The sequence below is a fragment of the Mesorhizobium sp. M0208 genome, from assembly GCF_040322015.1.
In the GTDB taxonomy this organism is placed as follows: Bacteria; Pseudomonadota; Alphaproteobacteria; order Rhizobiales; family Rhizobiaceae; genus Mesorhizobium.
On the sequence record NZ_JAMYSP010000008.1, the window covers coordinates 69,987 to 86,878 of the forward strand.

17 protein-coding genes and 1 tRNA gene are annotated in these 16,892 nt (G+C 60.0%); 16 read left to right on the plus strand and 2 right to left on the minus strand.

Going from position 1 to position 16,892, the window contains the following annotated elements; translation table 11 throughout:
- Nucleotides 1-116: 116 nt before the first annotated feature.
- The 13 genes from NKJ17_RS10825 to glpK all read left to right on the plus strand — a co-directional run bounded on the left by NKJ17_RS10825 (nt 117) and on the right by glpK (nt 14,544).
- A complete protein-coding gene (locus NKJ17_RS10825) occupies nt 117-1,058 on the plus strand; it encodes an alpha-E domain-containing protein (RefSeq protein WP_023674885.1) in 942 nt (313 codons plus the stop codon).
- A gap of 61 nt (nt 1,059-1,119) precedes the next feature.
- Nucleotides 1,120-1,914: a transglutaminase family protein gene (locus NKJ17_RS10830; RefSeq protein WP_352507888.1), complete on the plus strand. Its 795-nt coding sequence runs from the start codon at nt 1,120-1,122 to the stop codon at nt 1,912-1,914.
- A 31-nt stretch (nt 1,915-1,945) separates the two neighbouring features.
- Nucleotides 1,946-2,677, plus strand: coding sequence for a proteasome-type protease (locus tag NKJ17_RS10835; RefSeq protein WP_254817354.1), 732 nt, complete (start codon nt 1,946-1,948; stop codon nt 2,675-2,677).
- 58 nt (nt 2,678-2,735) lie between these two features.
- A complete protein-coding gene (locus tag NKJ17_RS10840) occupies nt 2,736-4,148 on the plus strand; it encodes a pyridoxal phosphate-dependent decarboxylase family protein (protein WP_352508448.1) in 1,413 nt (470 codons plus the stop codon).
- Nucleotides 4,149-4,258: 110 nt separating this feature from the next.
- Nucleotides 4,259-5,026, plus strand: a complete 768-nt coding sequence (locus NKJ17_RS10845) for a DeoR/GlpR family DNA-binding transcription regulator (RefSeq protein WP_254817352.1) — start codon at nt 4,259-4,261, stop codon at nt 5,024-5,026.
- A gap of 126 nt (nt 5,027-5,152) precedes the next feature.
- The gene (glpD, locus tag NKJ17_RS10850; protein ID WP_352508449.1) at nt 5,153-6,679 is read left to right on the plus strand and encodes a glycerol-3-phosphate dehydrogenase; all 1,527 of its coding nucleotides are present in this window, start codon (nt 5,153-5,155) and stop codon (nt 6,677-6,679) included.
- 39 nt (nt 6,680-6,718) lie between these two features.
- Nucleotides 6,719-7,798: an ABC transporter ATP-binding protein gene (locus tag NKJ17_RS10855; protein WP_254817350.1), complete on the plus strand. Its 1,080-nt coding sequence runs from the start codon at nt 6,719-6,721 to the stop codon at nt 7,796-7,798.
- A 9-nt stretch (nt 7,799-7,807) separates the two neighbouring features.
- A complete protein-coding gene (locus tag NKJ17_RS10860) occupies nt 7,808-8,875 on the plus strand; it encodes an ABC transporter ATP-binding protein (protein ID WP_352508450.1) in 1,068 nt (355 codons plus the stop codon).
- Nucleotide 8,876: 1 nt separating this feature from the next.
- Entirely contained in the window at nt 8,877-9,743 is an 867-nt protein-coding gene (locus NKJ17_RS10865) for a carbohydrate ABC transporter permease (RefSeq protein ID WP_023674893.1), read from the plus strand.
- A gap of 1 nt (nt 9,744) precedes the next feature.
- A complete protein-coding gene (locus NKJ17_RS10870; RefSeq protein ID WP_352478954.1) occupies nt 9,745-10,659 on the plus strand; it encodes a carbohydrate ABC transporter permease in 915 nt (304 codons plus the stop codon).
- A 173-nt stretch (nt 10,660-10,832) separates the two neighbouring features.
- Nucleotides 10,833-11,099, plus strand: a complete 267-nt coding sequence (locus NKJ17_RS10875; protein WP_031193610.1) for a DUF2160 domain-containing protein — start codon at nt 10,833-10,835, stop codon at nt 11,097-11,099.
- Nucleotides 11,100-11,177: 78 nt separating this feature from the next.
- On the plus strand, nt 11,178-12,905 hold the full coding sequence (locus NKJ17_RS10880; protein ID WP_352688289.1) for an ABC transporter substrate-binding protein: 1,728 nt from the start codon (nt 11,178-11,180) through the stop codon (nt 12,903-12,905).
- Nucleotides 12,906-13,050: 145 nt separating this feature from the next.
- A complete protein-coding gene (gene glpK / locus NKJ17_RS10885; protein WP_352688291.1) occupies nt 13,051-14,544 on the plus strand; it encodes a glycerol kinase GlpK in 1,494 nt (497 codons plus the stop codon).
- Nucleotides 14,545-14,623: 79 nt separating this feature from the next.
- Here glpK and NKJ17_RS10890 read toward each other — a convergent pair whose 3' ends face one another.
- The gene (locus NKJ17_RS10890; RefSeq protein ID WP_254817344.1) at nt 14,624-15,103 is read right to left on the minus strand and encodes a BA14K family protein; all 480 of its coding nucleotides are present in this window, start codon (nt 15,101-15,103) and stop codon (nt 14,624-14,626) included.
- The gene (locus NKJ17_RS10895) at nt 15,096-15,362 is read right to left on the minus strand and encodes a hypothetical protein (protein WP_352688293.1); all 267 of its coding nucleotides are present in this window, start codon (nt 15,360-15,362) and stop codon (nt 15,096-15,098) included. The genes NKJ17_RS10890 and NKJ17_RS10895 overlap by 8 nt, the downstream gene beginning before the upstream one ends.
- A gap of 49 nt (nt 15,363-15,411) precedes the next feature.
- Here NKJ17_RS10895 and NKJ17_RS10900 point away from each other — a divergent pair.
- The 3 genes from NKJ17_RS10900 (at nt 15,412) to NKJ17_RS10910 (ending at nt 16,796) form a co-directional block, all read left to right on the plus strand.
- Nucleotides 15,412-15,487 (plus strand) — tRNA-Lys (locus NKJ17_RS10900).
- A gap of 233 nt (nt 15,488-15,720) precedes the next feature.
- Nucleotides 15,721-15,915 carry a hypothetical protein gene (locus NKJ17_RS10905; RefSeq protein WP_352688295.1) on the plus strand — a complete coding sequence of 65 codons (195 nt, stop codon included), beginning with the start codon at nt 15,721-15,723 and terminating at the stop codon, nt 15,913-15,915.
- A 53-nt stretch (nt 15,916-15,968) separates the two neighbouring features.
- A complete protein-coding gene (locus NKJ17_RS10910; RefSeq protein WP_352688423.1) occupies nt 15,969-16,796 on the plus strand; it encodes a restriction endonuclease in 828 nt (275 codons plus the stop codon).
- The last annotated feature ends 96 nt before the right edge of the window (nt 16,797-16,892 follow it).

Consider the following 16,892-nt stretch of genomic DNA (forward strand, 5'->3'; position numbering starts at 1 on the left):
ATGGGTCGTAATGTTGGTGAAATGCCCTGAAATGAAGCACGCGGCATCGTGGCTTAGGTTCTGGATAGTCACCATTCACCGTCCACCGTCCACCATTCGCCTCAGGGCCGCCTGACATGCTTCTCGGTCGCACCGCCAACGGGCTCTATTGGATGAACCGCTATATCGAGCGGGCGGAAAACATGGCGCGGCTGGTGGATGCTGGCTTGCGCATGGCGCTAACCCGTACTCAGAACGCTTCGGAGGAGTGGAATTCGGTGCTGCTTAGCGCCGGTTCGGACGCCAGCTTCACGCAGAAATATTCCGACTACACCGCCGCCAATGTCGCCGACTATCTGCTGCGCGACACATCGAACCCGTCGAGCACGATGTCGTCTATCGAAACGGCCCGTAACAATGCCCGCATGGTGCGTACCGCGTTGACGCGTGAAACCTGGGAAAGCATCAACGAAGCCTGGATGTCGCTGAAGCGGATGCTAGCCAAGCCGATCGACGAGCGCGACCTGCCCAACGCGCTCGACGCAATCAAACGCGAGACGGCGCTGATCCGCGGCTCGTTCTACGGCACGATGCTGCGCAATGAGATTTTCGATTTTTCGCAGCTCGGCACTTATGTCGAACGCGCCGACAACACCGCGCGCATCCTGGATGTGAAATACTACGTGCTGTTGCCGTCGATTTCCTGGGTCGGCTCGACGCTCGACAACTACCAGTGGGAATCGATCCTTCGCTCTGTATCGGCGCACCGCTCCTACCGCTGGGTCTATGACGCCGACTACAAGCCGAGCAACATCGCCGACTATCTGATCCTCAATGTCCGCATGCCGCGCTCGCTGACCTTTTGCTATCGCTTCCTGACGGAGCATCTCAAATTCCTGGGTGACGACTATGGTGAGCGCCACGCCTGCCATGCGACGGCTGCCAAGACCCAGGCCATGCTTACCGCCGGCTCGATCAAGGATATTTTCGACGCCGGCCTGCATGAATTCCTGGCCAATTTCATCCGCGACAACACCAGACTCGGCGACGAGATCGCGCAGGATTACAGGTTCTATTGAGCATGACCCCAAAAAGCGGAGACCGGTTTTCGGAAAAGCTCATGCTCCAGGGACGAGTGCGATGCGGCTGAAGATCACCCACCGGACCGAATACCGCTACGATGCGCCGGTGCATTATTTGTTGCAGCGTTTGCGGCTGCTCCCGGTAAACGGGCGCACCCAGACGGTACTGTCCTGGGCGCTGAAGATCGAAGGCGCACGCGAGGAAGTGCGCTTCACCGACCATTTCGGCAATGATACCCGGCTGTTGAGCGTCGAGGGCGAGCGCGACTTCATCACCGTCGAAGCAGCCGGCGAAGTGGTGACGCGCGACACCGCCGGCGTCTGCGGGCCGCACCAGGGTTTCGTGCCGCTCTGGCTGTTCGGCCACGAAACGCCGCTGACGATGATCGGCAGCGGCATTCGCGAGCTTGCTGCCTCGGTCGGCAAGGGCACCGACATCGAAAGGCTGCACCGGTTGATGGCGATGATCGGCGAGCGCGTCGCTTATACGCCGGGCACCACCAACGCGACGACGCCGGCCGAAGAGGCCCTGGCGCTCAAGACCGGCGTTTGCCAGGACCACAGCCACATCTTCGTTGCGGCGGCGCGCGCCATGGATTTTCCGGCGCGCTATGTCAGTGGCTACCTTATGATGAATGCAGCGATCGAGCAGGCGGCAAGCCACGCCTGGGCCGAGGCGCATGTCTCGGGCCTCGGCTGGGTCGCCTTCGACGTCGCCAACGGCATTTCTCCCGACGAGCGTTATGTAAAGGTGGCGACTGGCCGCGATTATCGCGACGCCACACCGGTATCGGGAATTCGGCTGGGACAGGCGGAAGAACAGCTTGCCGTCACCGTCACCGTGGAGCAGTAATCTCCGCCAAGATTGTTGCCAAAGAGATTCGATGACCTATTGCGTCGGCCTGAAGATCGATCGCGGGCTCGTGTTCATGTCGGACACGCGCACCAACGCCGGCATGGATTCGATCTCGACCTTCAGGAAGATGCATGTCTGGGAAGAGCCGGGCGAGCGCGTCATCGTTTTGATGTCGGCCGGCAATCTGGCGACGACGCAGGCCGTGGTCAGCCTGCTCGACGAACGCACCAAGGCAGTGGCGGAGCGCCGTGCCACGCTGCTCGAAACGCCTTCCATGTACCAGACAGTGCGGCTGGTCGGAGACACCGTCAAGGAGGTCATCGCCAGTTCGTCGCCGGCGGGCGAAAAGGCGGATTCCTATTTCAACGCCTCCTTCATCCTCGGCGGTCAGATCAAGGGCAGCGCGCCGCGCCTGTTCATGATCTATCCGGAAGGCAATTTCATCGAATCCACCGACGACACGCCGTTCTTCCAGATCGGTGAGACCAAATACGGCAAGCCGATCATCATCCGCGCTTATGAAAGGACGATGAGTTTCGCCGAGACGGTGAAGTTGCTGCTTGTGTCGTTCGACTCGACGCTGAAGTCGAACCTGTCGGTCGGCCTGCCGCTCGACCTGCTGTTCTATGAAAAGGACACCTTCAAGGTCGGCCTCAAAAAGCGAATAACCCAGGATGATCAATATTATCGCACGATCTCGGATAGCTGGTCGAACGCGCTGAAGACTGCCTTTGCCAGCTTGCCTGATTTTCCCGAATGAAAACCTTCGTTTTTCGTGCTCTTTGATGGCGGCTCGACGAGGCGCTACGGAGGCGAAGATGAATAGCAACGAATTCCGCGAATGGTCGCTGCGAGCGGCCGAATGGGGCGCCGACTACAGAGACAGCCTTCGCGAAAGACCGGTGCGGCCGTTTGTCGAGCCGGGCGAAATCTTCAAAAGCATCGATGTCGCACCGCCGGAAAATGGCGAAACGATGCAGGCAATCTTCGCCGATTTCGAGCAAAAGATTCTGCCGGGCATGACGCACTGGCAGCATCCGCGTTTCTTCGCCTATTTCCCGGCCAATGCGGCACCGGCCTCGGTCGTGGCCGAGTATCTGGTTGCCGCCATGGCCGCGCAATGCATGCTTTGGCAGACCTCGCCGGCGGCAACCGAACTCGAGACGCGTGTCGTCGACTGGATGCGGCAGGCGCTTGGTCTGCCGGAGGGATTTTCCGGCGTCATGCAGGATTCGGCTTCGTCGGCGACGCTTGCCGCCGTGCTGACCATGCGCGAGCGCGCGCTCGACTGGCAAGGTAACAAGAACGGCTTGCAACGCCAGCCGGTCGTGCGGGTCTATTCTTCCGGCCAAGTCCATACTTCCATCGACCGGGCGATCTGGGTGTCGGGCATCGGCGAGGCGAACCTCGTGCGCATTCCGGTCGCCGGACGCTTCCGCGCCATGCAGACGGCGGCTCTGGAAGCCGCGATCGTCACCGACCGCGAAAACGGCATGCTGCCGGCGGGGATCATCGCCAGCGTCGGCGGCACAAGTACCGGCGGCACCGACGATGTGGCGGCTGTTGCCGCGGTGGCTAAGCGGCACGGGCTCTACCTGCATGTCGATGCCGCATGGGCTGGCTCCGCCATGATCTGCCCCGAGTTCCGGCATTTCTGGGCAGGCGCCGAACATGCGGATTCCATTGTCTTCAACCCGCATAAATGGCTGGGCGCACAGTTCGATTGCTCGATGCAGTTCATCCGTCAGCCGGAAGACCTCGTGCGCACGCTGGCGATCAAGCCCGAATTCCTGAAAACGCATGGCCGCGACGGAGTCATCAACTACTCCGAATGGTCGGTGCCGCTTGGCCGGAGGTTCCGCGCGCTGAAACTTTGGTTCCTGCTGCGTGCACATGGCTTGGAAAATCTGCGGACCATGGTCCGCAACCATGTCGCCTGGAGCGAGAGCCTCGCCGCAAGGCTGGCAAAGGAACCGGATTTCGAGATCGTCACCGAGCCGATGCTGTCGCTGTTCTCGTTCCGGCATCTCGCGGCTGCGGGCGCCGACTCTGACGAGCACAATTTGCGGTTGGTCAGCGCGATCAACGATGACGGCCGCATCTACCTGACGCAAACCCGGGTGGACGGGAAGGTGGCGATCCGCTTTCAGGTCGGGCAGTTCGAAACGACAGCGGCGGATGTCGATACTGCTTTCGAGGTCATTACTGAAATTGCGCGCGGCCTGGGCTGACCGGCATCATCGAGGGTGCGCCGGGGCTTTTCTTGCAGTCACCTGATCTTCCTGTTCATGGCTTTCGTTTTCCGTTATAGACAAGTAAAACGAAAACGAGAGGTTGCTAGATGTATCTGTCGCCGCGTCATTCCGAAATCATCCAGATGGCCAAGGACCATGGCCGCGTACTGGTCGAGGAGTTGGCGACGCATTTCAACGTGACGCCGCAGACGATCCGCAAGGATCTCAACGATCTCTGCGACCAGCGGCTTTTGTCTCGCATTCATGGCGGGGCATTGTTCCCGTCCGGCATCGAGAACATGGAGTATGAGGCTCGGCGCAAGATCGCCGCCGAGGAGAAGGAGGCGATCGGCCGCGCAGCAGCCCGGCTGATCCCCGACAACGCGTCTCTTTTCATCAATATCGGAACAACGACGGAAGCTGTCAGCAAGTCGCTGCTCGATCACAGCGGCTTGATGGTCATCACCAATAACATCAATGTTGCCAATAGGATGCGCGTTTATCCTTCGATCGAGGTGGTGATCGCCGGCGGTGTCGTACGCGGTTCCGACGGCGGTGTGGTCGGCGAGGCAGCGGTCGATTTCATCCGGCAGTTCAAGGTCGATTTTGCGGTGATCGGCGCCTCGGCCATCGATCACGACGGCGCACTGCTCGACTTCGATTTTCGCGAGGTGAAAGTCGCGCAGGCGATCATCGCCAACGCGCGGCATGTGATCCTCGTGTCGGACCAGACCAAGTTCGAGCGCACCGCGCCCGTCCGCATCGGCCATCTGTCGCAGGTCAACACCTTTATCACCGATCGTTGCGACATCCCATCGGTGCGTAAGATCTGCCAGGAGGCAGAAGTTCAGCTGATCGAAACGTCGCTCTCCTAGAGATGCCGTTGCGGCATCCTGTCGCCAATCATATTTCGTTTGACATTCGTTATCATTTCGAAATAATTCCCGTACGGTTTCGCAAGAACCCAAAAATGCTGCAATGCGAAATCGAGGGAGGATTGTTTGGGCGCATCACCGATCCATGACATTTTCGTCATCGGTGGCGGCATCAATGGCTGCGGCATCGCCCGCGATGCCGTTGGGCGTGGGTTTTCGGTATTTCTTGCCGAGATGAACGATCTGGCCAGCGGAACCTCTTCCGGCTCGACCAAACTGATCCATGGCGGCTTGCGCTATCTCGAATTCTACGAGTTCCGCCTGGTGCGCGAAGCGCTGATGGAACGCGAGGTCCTGTGGAGGAACGCGCCGCATATCATCTGGCCGATGCGCTTCGTGCTGCCATACGCCAAGGGGCTGCGTCCGGCCTGGCTGATTCGTCTCGGGCTTTTCCTCTACGACCATATCGGCGGGCGCAAATTGCTGCCGCCGACGAAAACGCTGGACATGGCCAAGGATCCGGCCGGCAAACCGCTAAAGCCGCTGTTTCGAAAGGCGTTCGAATATTCGGACGGTTGGGTCAACGATGCCCGGCTGGTTGTGTTGAACGCCCGCGACGCTGCCGAACGCGGCGCAACCATTCGAACCCGAACAAAGGTCGTCAGCGCACGCCGCGAAGGCAATCTCTGGACGGTCAGGCTTGAAAACGTGCGGACCGGCGATACCGAGGAGGTCAAGGCGCGGCTGCTGGTCAATGCCGCCGGCCCGTGGGTCGATCAGGTGCTGTCGGCCACCGTCGGCTTGAACGACGTGCACAATGTACGCCTCGTGCAAGGCAGCCACATCGTCGTTGGCAAGAAATTCGACGACCCACGCGCCTATTTCTTTCAGAACAAGGACGGGCGCATCATTTTCGCCATCCCCTATGAAGACGAGTTCACGCTCATCGGCACCACCGACCGGGACTATCCCGGCGATCCGCACGACGTCAGGATCAGTGATGTCGAGATCGACTATCTCTGCGCTGCGGCAAGCGAATATTTCGCGCAGCCGGTCAAGCCGTCGGATATCGTCTGGACCTATTCCGCGGTGCGCCCGCTCTACGACGATGGCGCCTCAAAGGCGCAGGAAGCCACCCGCGACTATGTGCTGAAGGCCGATGGAGGCGAGGGTGCCGCCCCGATCGTCAATGCCTTTGGCGGCAAGATCACCACCTACCGCCGATTGTCGGAATCGATGCTCGAGAAGATCGAGGGTTTTCTCGGCAGGCGCGGCAAGCCATGGACGGCAAACGCGCCGCTGCCGGGCGGTGACTTTCCCGTCACTGGCTTCGATACCGAGCTGGCGAAACTGAAAACGGCGTACCCGTTCCTCGACGCCCGGCTGGCCCGCCGGTTGACCCGGCTCTACGGCACCCGCGCAAGGAAGCTGCTGGGCCTCGCCAAATCGAACGTCGATCTTGGCCGCAACTTCGGCGCCGATCTCTACGAAGCCGAGGTGCGCTACCTCGCCGAAAACGAATGGGCAATGACTGCCGAGGATGTATTGTGGCGCCGGACCAAGCGCGGCCTGCGTCTCAGCCGTGAGCAGGCGGCAGTGCTCGAGGAGTTCATGCGCGGAATAAGCCGGCAGCACGTAGCGGCTGCCGAATAGGAACGGCCGACTGATGCAGAAAGCCTGGGAGGAGGCATCATGCTTGAACTGAGAAACGTGACGAAGACGGTGGGCGCGGCGGAACATATCCGCGATGTCTCGCTGACGCTTCAGCACGGCTCGCTCAACGTCCTGCTCGGGCCGACGCTCTCCGGCAAGACCAGCCTAATGCGGCTGATGGCGGGCCTCGACGTGCCGACCTCGGGCTCAGTCTGGTTCGATGGCAAGGATGTCACCGGCATGCCGGTGCAAAAGCGCAACGTCGCCATGGTCTACCAGCAATTCATCAATTATCCGGCGATGACGGTCTACGAAAACATCGCCTCACCGCTGCGGGTAGCCGGCACGGATCAGGCAACGATCGACAGGGAGGTGCGCAATGCGGCCGCCCTTCTCAAACTCACGCCCTATCTCGACCGGACGCCTCTCAGCCTGTCGGGCGGCCAGCAGCAGCGCACCGCGCTGGCCCGCGCCATCGTCAAGAATGCCAGCCTCGTGCTGCTCGACGAGCCGCTCGCCAATCTCGACTACAAGCTGCGTGAAGAATTACGCGCGGAACTGCCGAAAGTCTTCGCGGCCGCCGGCACAATCTTTGTTTATGCCACGACCGAGCCGCACGAGGCCTTGCTGCTCGGCGGCAACACGGCAACGCTCTCCGAGGGTAGCATCACCCAGTTTGGGCCGACCATCGAAGTGTTCCGCAAACCGGTCGATCTGGTGACGGCGAGGACCTTCGCCGATCCGCCGCTCAACACCATCGTGCTTGCCAAGAAGGGCCTGGATTTCCTGCTCGAGGGCGGCGTGAAATTGCCGGTGCCGGCGGAACTCTTCGGCATTGCCGATGCGATCTATACGATCGGCTTCCAGCCGCATCATCTGTCCCTCGATCGGCCCAACGCCGCCGCAGTGCCGGTGCGCGCAAAGGTGACGATCACTGAGATCACCGGATCGGAAAGCTTCATCCATCTCGATTTTGCCGATGCGCGCTGGGTCATGCTGACCCACGGTATTCGCGACTTCGAGCCGGACGAGGAGGTCGAGGTGTTCATCGACCCGCGCCACATCATGGTCTTCGACGAGCACGGCCGCGCCGTGGCCGCGCCGAAGCTGGCGGCTTAGGAGGAAGCGATGGCGCGCATCGATGTCAATCATATCCGTCACTCCTATCTGCAGAACCCGCGCACGGATGCCGATTTCGCGCTGAAGGAAGTGCACCACACCTTCGAGGATGGCGGCGCTTATGCGCTGCTCGGCCCGTCCGGCTGCGGCAAGACTACGCTGCTCAATATCATTTCGGGATTGCTGCATCCCTCACACGGCCAGTTGCTGTTCAACGGCAGGAACGTGACCAATCTGTCGACCCAAGAGCGCAACATCGCCCAGGTCTTCCAGTTCCCGGTGATCTACGACACGATGACGGTCTACGACAATCTGGCGTTCCCGCTGCGCAATCGCGGCGTGCCGGAGGCCGACGTCGACCGTAAGGTGCGCGAAACGCTGGAGATGACCGGGCTGGCCGATATGGCCAAACGAAAGGCCCGCGGACTGACAGCCGATCAGAAGCAGAAGATCTCGCTCGGGCGCGGGCTGGTGCGCTCCGACGTCAACGCCATCCTGTTCGACGAGCCTTTGACCGTCATCGACCCGCATATGAAATGGGTGCTGCGCTCCCAGTTGAAGCAGCTTCACCGCCGCTTCGGCTACACCATGGTCTATGTCACGCACGACCAGACCGAGGCGTTGACCTTCGCCGACAGGGTGGTCGTCATGTATGACGGCGAAATCGTACAGATCGGCACACCGGCAGAGCTGTTCGAGCGCCCGCGCCACACCTTTGTCGGCTATTTCATCGGCTCGCCCGGCATGAACGTCATGCCGGTGGCGATCGACGGCAAGACTGCGCGGCTGGGCTCGCAGCAGATCGAACTGCCGGGCGTGCCCAAGGCGGGTGAGGGCGCCATCGAGCTCGGCATCCGTCCCGAATATGTGCGCCTGGGCAGACAGGGCATGGCCGTCCGGATCAGCAAGGTCGAGGACGTCGGCCGCCACAAGGTGGTCCGTGCCAATCTCGAAGGGCGCGAGATCGCCGCCGTCATCGGCGAGGACGAGACAGTTCCGGCTGATCCGAAGGTGCGGTTCGACCCAGCCGGCATCAACATCTATGCCGATTCCTGGCGCGTCGAGATGGGAGCCTGAAGTGGAAAAGACCTGGAACAATAGAGCCTGGTTCCTGGTGTTGCCGGTGCTGCTGCTGGTGGCGTTCTCGGCGGTCATACCGCTGATGACGGTCGTCAATTATTCGGTGCAGGACACTTTCGGCAATAACGTCTTCTTCTGGGCCGGCACGGAATGGTTCGAGGAACTGCTTTCCTCGAGCCGCTTCTGGCAGGCGATGATCCGCAACCTTGTCTTCTCCTTTATCATCCTGGCGATCGAAGTGCCGCTCGGCATCTTCATTGCGCTCAATATGCCGAAGAAGGGTTGGGGCGTGCCTGTGTGCCTTGTTTTGATGGCGTTGCCGCTGCTGATCCCGTGGAACGTCGTCGGCACCATCTGGCAGGTGTTCGGGCGCAACGACATTGGCCTGCTCGGCTATTACGTCAACGCGCTCGGCATCGACTATAATTATGTGCAAGACCCATATGACGCCTGGGTCACGGTCATCATCATGGACGTCTGGCATTGGACCAGCCTCGTGGTCCTGCTCTGCTATGCCGGCCTGGTCTCGATTCCGGATGCCTTTTATCAGGCAGCCAAGATCGACGGTGCCTCGCGCTGGGCGGTGTTCCGCTACATCCAGCTGCCGAAGATGAACCGCGTGCTGCTGATCGCCGTGCTGCTGCGCTTCATGGACAGCTTCATGATCTACACGGAGCCGTTCGTGGTCACTGGTGGCGGCCCCGGCAACTCGACGACCTTTCTTTCGATTGATCTCGTCAAGACCGCGCTCGGCCAGTTCGACCTCGGCCCGGCGGCGGCGATGTCGCTGGTCTACTTCCTTATCGTCCTGCTGTTGTCGTGGGTGTTCTACACCGTGATGACCAATTATGACGCGGAGCGTTGAGATGAGCCGCACCGAAGAGAGAGCCGATAGGGTGAGCGAGACGACAGCTTCGGAAGGGCTCGCCAGCACGCTACGGCAGGACGAGATCGCACGGCTGATGCGCCGTCGCGGCGAGGAGTCGCGCTGGTGGTGGATCGTGCCGACGCTCTACATCGTCGTTCTGCTTTTGCCGATCTACTGGCTCATCAATATGAGCTTCAAGACCAATGGCGAGATCGTCTCGTCGCTGACTCTCTACCCGCACGCGCCGACATTGGCGAATTACCGCACCATCTTCACCGACGCGTCCTGGTATTCGGGCTACATCAACTCGATCACCTATGTGGTTATGAACATGGTGATTTCGGTGGCTGCGGCACTGCCTGCTGCTTATGCTTTTTCGCGCTATCGCTTCCTCGGCGACAAGCATCTGTTCTTCTGGCTGCTGACCAACCGCATGGCGCCGCCGGCGGTGTTCGCGCTGCCATTCTTCCAGCTTTATTCGGCCTTCGGCCTTATCGACACCCATATCGCCGTGGCTCTGGCGCATTGCCTGTTCAACGTGCCGCTGGCGGTGTGGATCCTCGAAGGCTTCATGTCGGGCGTACCCAAGGAGATCGACGAGACCGCCTATATCGACGGCTATTCGTTCCCGCGCTTCTTCATCAAGATCTTCATGCCGCTGATTGCGAGCGGCATCGGCGTGGCGTGCTTCTTCTGCTTCATGTTCTCGTGGGTGGAGCTCTTGATCGCCCGTACGCTGACGACAACCGATGCCAAGCCGATCGCCGCGACCATGACCCGCACCGTTTCGGCCGCCGGCATGGATTGGGGGCTGCTCGCCGCAGCCGGCGTCCTGACGCTGATTCCCGGCGCGCTCGTCATCTGGTTTGTGCGCAACTACATCGCCAAGGGCTTTGCCCTGGGGAGGGTATGATGGAGCAGGTCGACAGAAGCCCATGGTGGTGGGCCGTGCTGCTTCTCGCCCTGGTCGTCGTGGCCTGGGTGGCACTTCAAATCGATTTCGTGGCAATAACGGTAGGCTTCAGCGATCCGGCTAATATCCGCCTGTGGGGATTTAACCTCTCGTCCAACCTCGATTTTTCGTGGATGGCTTGGACGTGGCCGACCGCGGCCTTCTTTGGAACCATCTTTCTGCTGCTTTGCGGCATGGCGGTGTGGGAATACGTCTCGCCGGGCGGCAATCCGCGCGTCGGCGTGCTGCGGTTCGAAACGACGCGTGGCGACCGCCTGTTCCTGTCGCTGCTTGGCAGCGCCTTTATCCATCTCGCTTGGCTGGGTCTAGTCGGACCCAATCTGTGGTGGGCTCTCGCTCTCTCCGTGGTCTACGCCGTCGGCGTGTTCCGCTACGTATAGAGGGGGAAACTGTTGGAACGGCGGCGTGCCGGCCGCCGATCCAGATCGCACTTTGAACTTTAACAGTGGAGGAAATACATGCGACGGCAATTCTTGACATCAACAACTGCGCTTGTCCTATTGCTCGGGGCAAGCAATGCCTATGCCGGAATGGACGAGGCCAAGGCCTTCCTCGATAAGGAAATCGGGCCCCTTTCGACGCTTTCGCGCGCCGGCCAGGAAGCCGAGATGCAATGGTTCATCGATGCCGCGAAACCTTTCGCCGGCATGGATATCAAGGTGGTTTCCGAAACCATCGCCACGCATCAGTATGAATCGCAGGTGCTGGCGCCGGCCTTTACGGCCATCACCGGCATCAAGGTTACGCATGACGTCATCCAGGAAGGCGACGTCGTCGAGAAGATCCAGACCCAGATGCAGACCGGCCAGAACCTCTATGACGGCTGGGTCAACGATTCCGATCTGATCGGCACGCACTGGCGCTACCAGCAGGTGCGCAACCTGACCGACTGGATGGCAGACGACGGCAAGGATGTCACCAATCCGAATCTCGACCTGAAGGATTTCATCGGCACCTCGTTCACCACCGCGCCCGACAAGAAGCTCTACCAGCTTCCCGACCAGCAGTTCGCCAACCTCTACTGGTTCCGTTACGACTGGTTCAACGACGAGAAGAACAAGGCGGACTTCAAGGCCAAATACGGCTACGACCTCGGCGTGCCGGTCAATTGGTCGGCCTATGAGGACATCGCCGAGTTCTTCACCGGGCGTGAGATCGATGGCAAGAAGGTCTACGGCCATATGGATTATGGCAAGAAGGACCCGTCGCTCGGCTGGCGGTTCACCGATGCATGGCTGTCGATGGCCGGCAATGGCGACAAGGGCATTCCGAACGGTCTGCCCGTCGACGAATGGGGCATCAAGGTCGACGAGAATTCGCGACCGGTCGGTTCCTGCACGGCGCGCGGCGGCGACACCAATGGTCCGGCTTCCGTCTATGCCATCCAGAAGTACCTCGATTGGCTGAAGGCCTATGCACCGGCGGAAGCCCAGGGCATGACCTTCTCCGAGTCAGGGCCGGTGCCGGCGCAGGGCGCGGTTGCCCAGCAGATCTTCTGGTATACCGCCTTCACCGCCAGCATGGTCGACGCCAGCGCCAAGGCGGTGCTGAACGACGACGGCACGCCGAAGTGGCGCATGGCGCCGTCGCCGCATGGCGTCTACTGGAAGGACGGTATGAAGCTCGGCTATCAGGACGTCGGTTCCTGGACGCTGATGAAGTCGACGCCGACCGACCGCGCCAAGGCCGCCTGGCTCTACGCGCAGTTCGTCACCTCGAAGACGGTCGACGTGAAGAAGAGCCATGTCGGCCTGACCTTCATCCGCGAGAGCACGATCCACGACAAGAGCTTCACCGAACGTGCGCCAAAGCTCGGCGGCTTGATCGAGTTCTACCGCTCGCCGGCACGCGTCCAGTGGTCCCCGACCGGCACCAACGTGCCGGACTATCCGAAGCTGGCACAGCTCTGGTGGCAGGCGATCGGCGATGCTTCGTCGGGCGCCAAAAGCGCGCAAGAAGCAATGGACTCGCTCTGCGCCGAGCAGGAAAAGGTGATGAGCCGCATCGAGAAGTCGGGCGTCCAGGGCGATATCGGCCCGAAGATGGCCGAAGAGCATGACCTCGCCTACTGGAACGCCGATGCGGTCAAGAAGGGCAATCTCGCTCCTCAGGTCAAGATCGAAAACGAGAAGGAAAAACCGGTCACCATCAACTATGACGAGCTGGTGAAGAGCTGGCAGCAATAGGGCCGTTTGATGCGGGCGTTCGCGTCCGCATCGCCATACTCAGGGGAGGCGGCATGTTGCCGTCTCCCCTGTTTGCGTGAACGGCTTCGCGCCATCTGGCGTCGAGACATCGCAGCACCTTGAATTCGCTTCGACGGGAGAGAGAATGACCGGATATATCCTTGCAATCGACCAGGGGACGACATCGAGCCGGGCGATCCTGTTCGACGACAAGATGAAGGTCGTCGGCAGCGGGCAAAAGGAATTCACCCAGTATTATCCGGCCTCCGGCTGGGTCGAGCACGATCCCGAGGAGATATGGGCAAGCGTCGTGGAAACGGTGAAGGCCGCGCTGAAGACAGCCGGCCGCAACGCAGCGGACGTCGCCGCGATCGGCATCACCAACCAGCGCGAAACGGTCGTCATCTGGGACAAGGAGACCGGCGAGCCGATCCACAACGCGATTGTCTGGCAGGACCGCCGCACCGCGCCGCTATGCCAGAAACTGAAGAAGCTGGGGCTGGAGAAGAAATTCACGAAAAAGACCGGCCTGCTGCTCGATCCCTATTTCTCCGGCACCAAGATCGCCTGGATGCTGGACAAGGTGAAGGGCGCCAGAAAACGCGCCGAGAAGGGCGAACTGCTGGCCGGCACCATCGACAGTTTTCTGATTTGGCGCCTGACTGGCGGCAAGGTCCACGCTACTGACGCCACCAATGCCTCGCGCACGCTGGTCTACAACATCGAACAAAACGCCTGGGATGACGAGTTGCTGGCCATTCTTGGCATACCTGCAAGAATGATGCCGCAGGTGAAAGACTGTGCCGATGATTTTGGAATAACCGACAAAAGCCTGTTTGGTGCAGAGATCAGAATCCTCGGTGTGGCCGGCGACCAGCATGCGGCGGCGATCGGCCAGGCCTGTTTCGAGCCGGGCATGATGAAATCCACCTACGGAACCGGTTGCTTCGCGTTGCTCAACACCGGCAGCGATCTGGTGCGTTCGAAGAACCGGCTTTTGACCACCATCGCCTACAGGCTGAACGGCAACACCACCTATGCCTTGGAGGGCTCTATCTTTATCGCCGGCGCCGCCGTGCAGTGGCTGCGGGACGGCATCAAGGTGATCGGCAAGGCCGAGCAGAGCGGAAAATTGGCGGCGGAGGCCGATCCGACGCAGAACGTCTATCTGGTGCCGGCTTTCGTCGGGCTCGGCGCACCGCATTGGGATGCCGAGGCGCGCGGCGCCATCTTCGGGCTGACCCGCAATTCCGGGCCGGCGGAATTTGCCCGCGCGGCACTGGAATCCGTTGCGTTCCAAACGCGCGACCTGCTTGACGCTATGCGCAAGGACTGGAAGGGCGCCTCGGCCAAGACCGTGCTCAGGGTCGATGGCGGCATGGTGGCGTCGGACTGGACCATGCAGCGGCTGGCCGACATTCTCGATGCGCCGGTCGACCGGCCGACAATTCTCGAGACGACCGCGCTTGGTGCGGCATGGCTGGCCGGCTCGAAGGCGGGTGCCTGGCCGAAGGCGCGAGAATTCGCCAGGAGTTGGGCGCTCGAGCGCCGGTTCAAGCCGGACATGGATGCTTCGACACGTGCCGCCAAGCTGGCAGGTTGGCGCCACGCTGTGCGCAGGACGCTAAGTTCGCCATAAGCAGGGATGGCACGGGATTCGCACTCATGAAAAACCCGCGCCGTTTCGGGCGCGGGCCTTGCAGCCTCTAATCAAAGACTCAGTAAGGCGACCGGCACTGCCGGCGCGGGCCGTAATTGGGCTGGTACGTGTTGTCAGACGCACGATAGCTCCGGTAATGGTCATAGCACCACTGCACGTGTGCATCGCCACGATAGACACGATTCTGGTTGTTGATGATAGCGCCGGTAATCAGCGCACCGGTGGCGAAAGCGGCCAGCGGGAACCAGTAGTCGCCATGGCGGCGATAGCCGCGACGATATTCGCGATAGCCGCGATGGCCACGCCAATACATGCCGTCGTCACGCGCAAAACTGCGCCGGGAGAAATCGCGACGCGAGAAATCGCGATTGAAATTCCGGTGCCTCCGCCACGGCTCGTACTGGACGGTCTGGACATTCGAGGTGAGCCCTTGGGCAGGGGGCGCATAGCTGGGCTGAGCGTTGACTGGCACGATCTCCGCGGCAGCGAATGAGATCGAAAGGGTGGTCGCCAGCAGGCCCGACATGATCCTATTCATGATCTTCTCCTTGAAACGCGTGTCCCTTGTCGCGGAAAAACGGGCAGGCTGCGCAAATTGTTCCGCTAAGAATCCCAAGTTGCTGATCTGCAAAGGTTCTCTCGATTCGCTGCTTGCGCTTGTCCCGCAAAGCGCGAGCTTCGGACTTGCGCCAGACGGAGGCAATTGCGTCGACGCCGAAGCGCACCGCACGGCATGATGACGCGACAGGAAAGTCCGGTTTGGGAGCCGTCTTTTTCCGGTTGACCGGCAGAGGCACTCTCCCTATGTTCCGCGCAATTTCGAGGGCGGCCTTTCTGAGCCCGCGGGAGCGCGTAGCTCAGCCGGTAGAGCAACTGACTTTTAATCAGTAGGTCATGGGTTCGAATCCCATCGCGCTCACCAAAGTTTCACATGAAATTTCAATGCCTTAGCGTTTTCCCCTACGGAGCACATGCGGAACCGTGCGACTTTTTGCGACCCGTGCGACCTTAAAAGTCGCACGCGTCGTCGCTACTTTTCCGGCGGTCAGGCGGCAGCAACACCTGCCTAGCTCCTTTGCAAGTCTTTAAATTCAGATCGACTTGCGCAATCGGGTCTTTTGCACGATCCTATCTCAAAATGTGACGGAGGGGATTATGAGTGTCGAAGAAAAACTTCGTGTTTTAGCCGATCGTATCAAAACGCATTCCAGCGCAATGCTTACCGAGGAGGCTTTAAAGACAGCAATAGTACTGCCATTTTTAGCAGCTTTAGATTACGACGTTTTCAATCCGGATGAGGTCATTCCCGAGTTCTGTGCCGACGCGGTCGGAAAGAAGGGGGAAAAGTAGACTATGCTATCAAAATCGACGGGGAGATCAGGATTCTTGTCGAGTGTAAACCGATCACCACCGTACTCGATCGGGTTCATCTCGCGCAGTTGTACCGGTACTTTTCCGTCACCAACGCCAAATTCGCCATCCTGACAAATGGCCGCGCTTTCCACTTCCACACCGACCTAGTTGCACCGAACAAGCTCGACGATCGTCCGTTCCTCACATTCGATCTGTCAGACCTACAAGGTCAATTGACATCCGAACTGAAGAAATTCGCGAAAGCTGATTTCAATGTAGATGGAATCCTGCAGTCCGCTCACCGGTTGAAATACACTTCTGCAATAAAGAAAGAGATCGGGAGTGTGATGGAGAATCCGCCTGAGGATTTTGTTCGGATGGTGACAGTTGGACTTTACCAGGGTCGATTCACTGGCCAGGTGAAGGAGCAATTCACACCTATGGTCAAAGCAGCTTTTCGCGAGATTGTTCGGGAATCCGTCCAGTCGCGTCTATCCACTGCGTTGGCTGAAACCGAGGTCTCGGAGATTGGCGCGGACGGAATTGGCGCCGAAGAAGAAGTCGTGACCACTGAGGACGAACGCGAGGGGTTCATGGTCGTCCGCGCAATCGTTCGCGACCTTCTAAAACCGGCGAGGGTAATCATGCGCGACCAGAAAAGCTATTGCGGCATCCTTGTCGATAACAACAATCGCAAGCCATTGGCGCGACTATGGTTCAACAGGACCGTAAAATATCTCGGGCTTTTCGACGGCGAAAAGGAAGAGAAGGTGAAAATCGATTCGCTGGACGAAATCTACGACCACGCCGATCGCTTGCGAGCTACGGCGAAGGAATACCTTTCTGGAGCTGCCGCCGCGCCATCGATAGTTTCCTGACCTTCTGCATTCTCCATGCTTACTGAATGGGGACCGGTACACTAGGTTCGCTGACGTCCGGCAACCGCTATCGCCCTGGAGTACGGGGGAGCGCGA

What these genes read in the sequence shown, in the direction of transcription:
- glpK (WP_352688291.1), top strand. Translation starts at nt 13,051, where the DNA reads ATGACCGGATATATCCTTGCAATCGACCAGGGGACGACATCGAGCCGG.
- NKJ17_RS10880 (WP_352688289.1), top strand. Translation starts at nt 11,178, where the DNA reads ATGCGACGGCAATTCTTGACATCAACAACTGCGCTTGTCCTATTGCTC.
- NKJ17_RS10830 (WP_352507888.1), top strand. Translation starts at nt 1,120, where the DNA reads ATGCGGCTGAAGATCACCCACCGGACCGAATACCGCTACGATGCGCCG.
- NKJ17_RS10840 (WP_352508448.1), top strand. Translation starts at nt 2,736, where the DNA reads ATGAATAGCAACGAATTCCGCGAATGGTCGCTGCGAGCGGCCGAATGG.
- NKJ17_RS10875 (WP_031193610.1), top strand. Translation starts at nt 10,833, where the DNA reads ATGGCTTGGACGTGGCCGACCGCGGCCTTCTTTGGAACCATCTTTCTG.
- NKJ17_RS10845 (WP_254817352.1), top strand. Translation starts at nt 4,259, where the DNA reads ATGTATCTGTCGCCGCGTCATTCCGAAATCATCCAGATGGCCAAGGAC.
- NKJ17_RS10860 (WP_352508450.1), top strand. Translation starts at nt 7,808, where the DNA reads ATGGCGCGCATCGATGTCAATCATATCCGTCACTCCTATCTGCAGAAC.
- NKJ17_RS10855 (WP_254817350.1), top strand. Translation starts at nt 6,719, where the DNA reads ATGCTTGAACTGAGAAACGTGACGAAGACGGTGGGCGCGGCGGAACAT.
- NKJ17_RS10890 (WP_254817344.1), bottom strand. Translation starts at nt 15,103, where the DNA reads ATGAATAGGATCATGTCGGGCCTGCTGGCGACCACCCTTTCGATCTCA.
- NKJ17_RS10870 (WP_352478954.1), top strand. Translation starts at nt 9,745, where the DNA reads ATGAGCCGCACCGAAGAGAGAGCCGATAGGGTGAGCGAGACGACAGCT.
- NKJ17_RS10835 (WP_254817354.1), top strand. Translation starts at nt 1,946, where the DNA reads ATGACCTATTGCGTCGGCCTGAAGATCGATCGCGGGCTCGTGTTCATG.
- NKJ17_RS10905 (WP_352688295.1), top strand. Translation starts at nt 15,721, where the DNA reads ATGAGTGTCGAAGAAAAACTTCGTGTTTTAGCCGATCGTATCAAAACG.
- NKJ17_RS10825 (WP_023674885.1), top strand. Translation starts at nt 117, where the DNA reads ATGCTTCTCGGTCGCACCGCCAACGGGCTCTATTGGATGAACCGCTAT.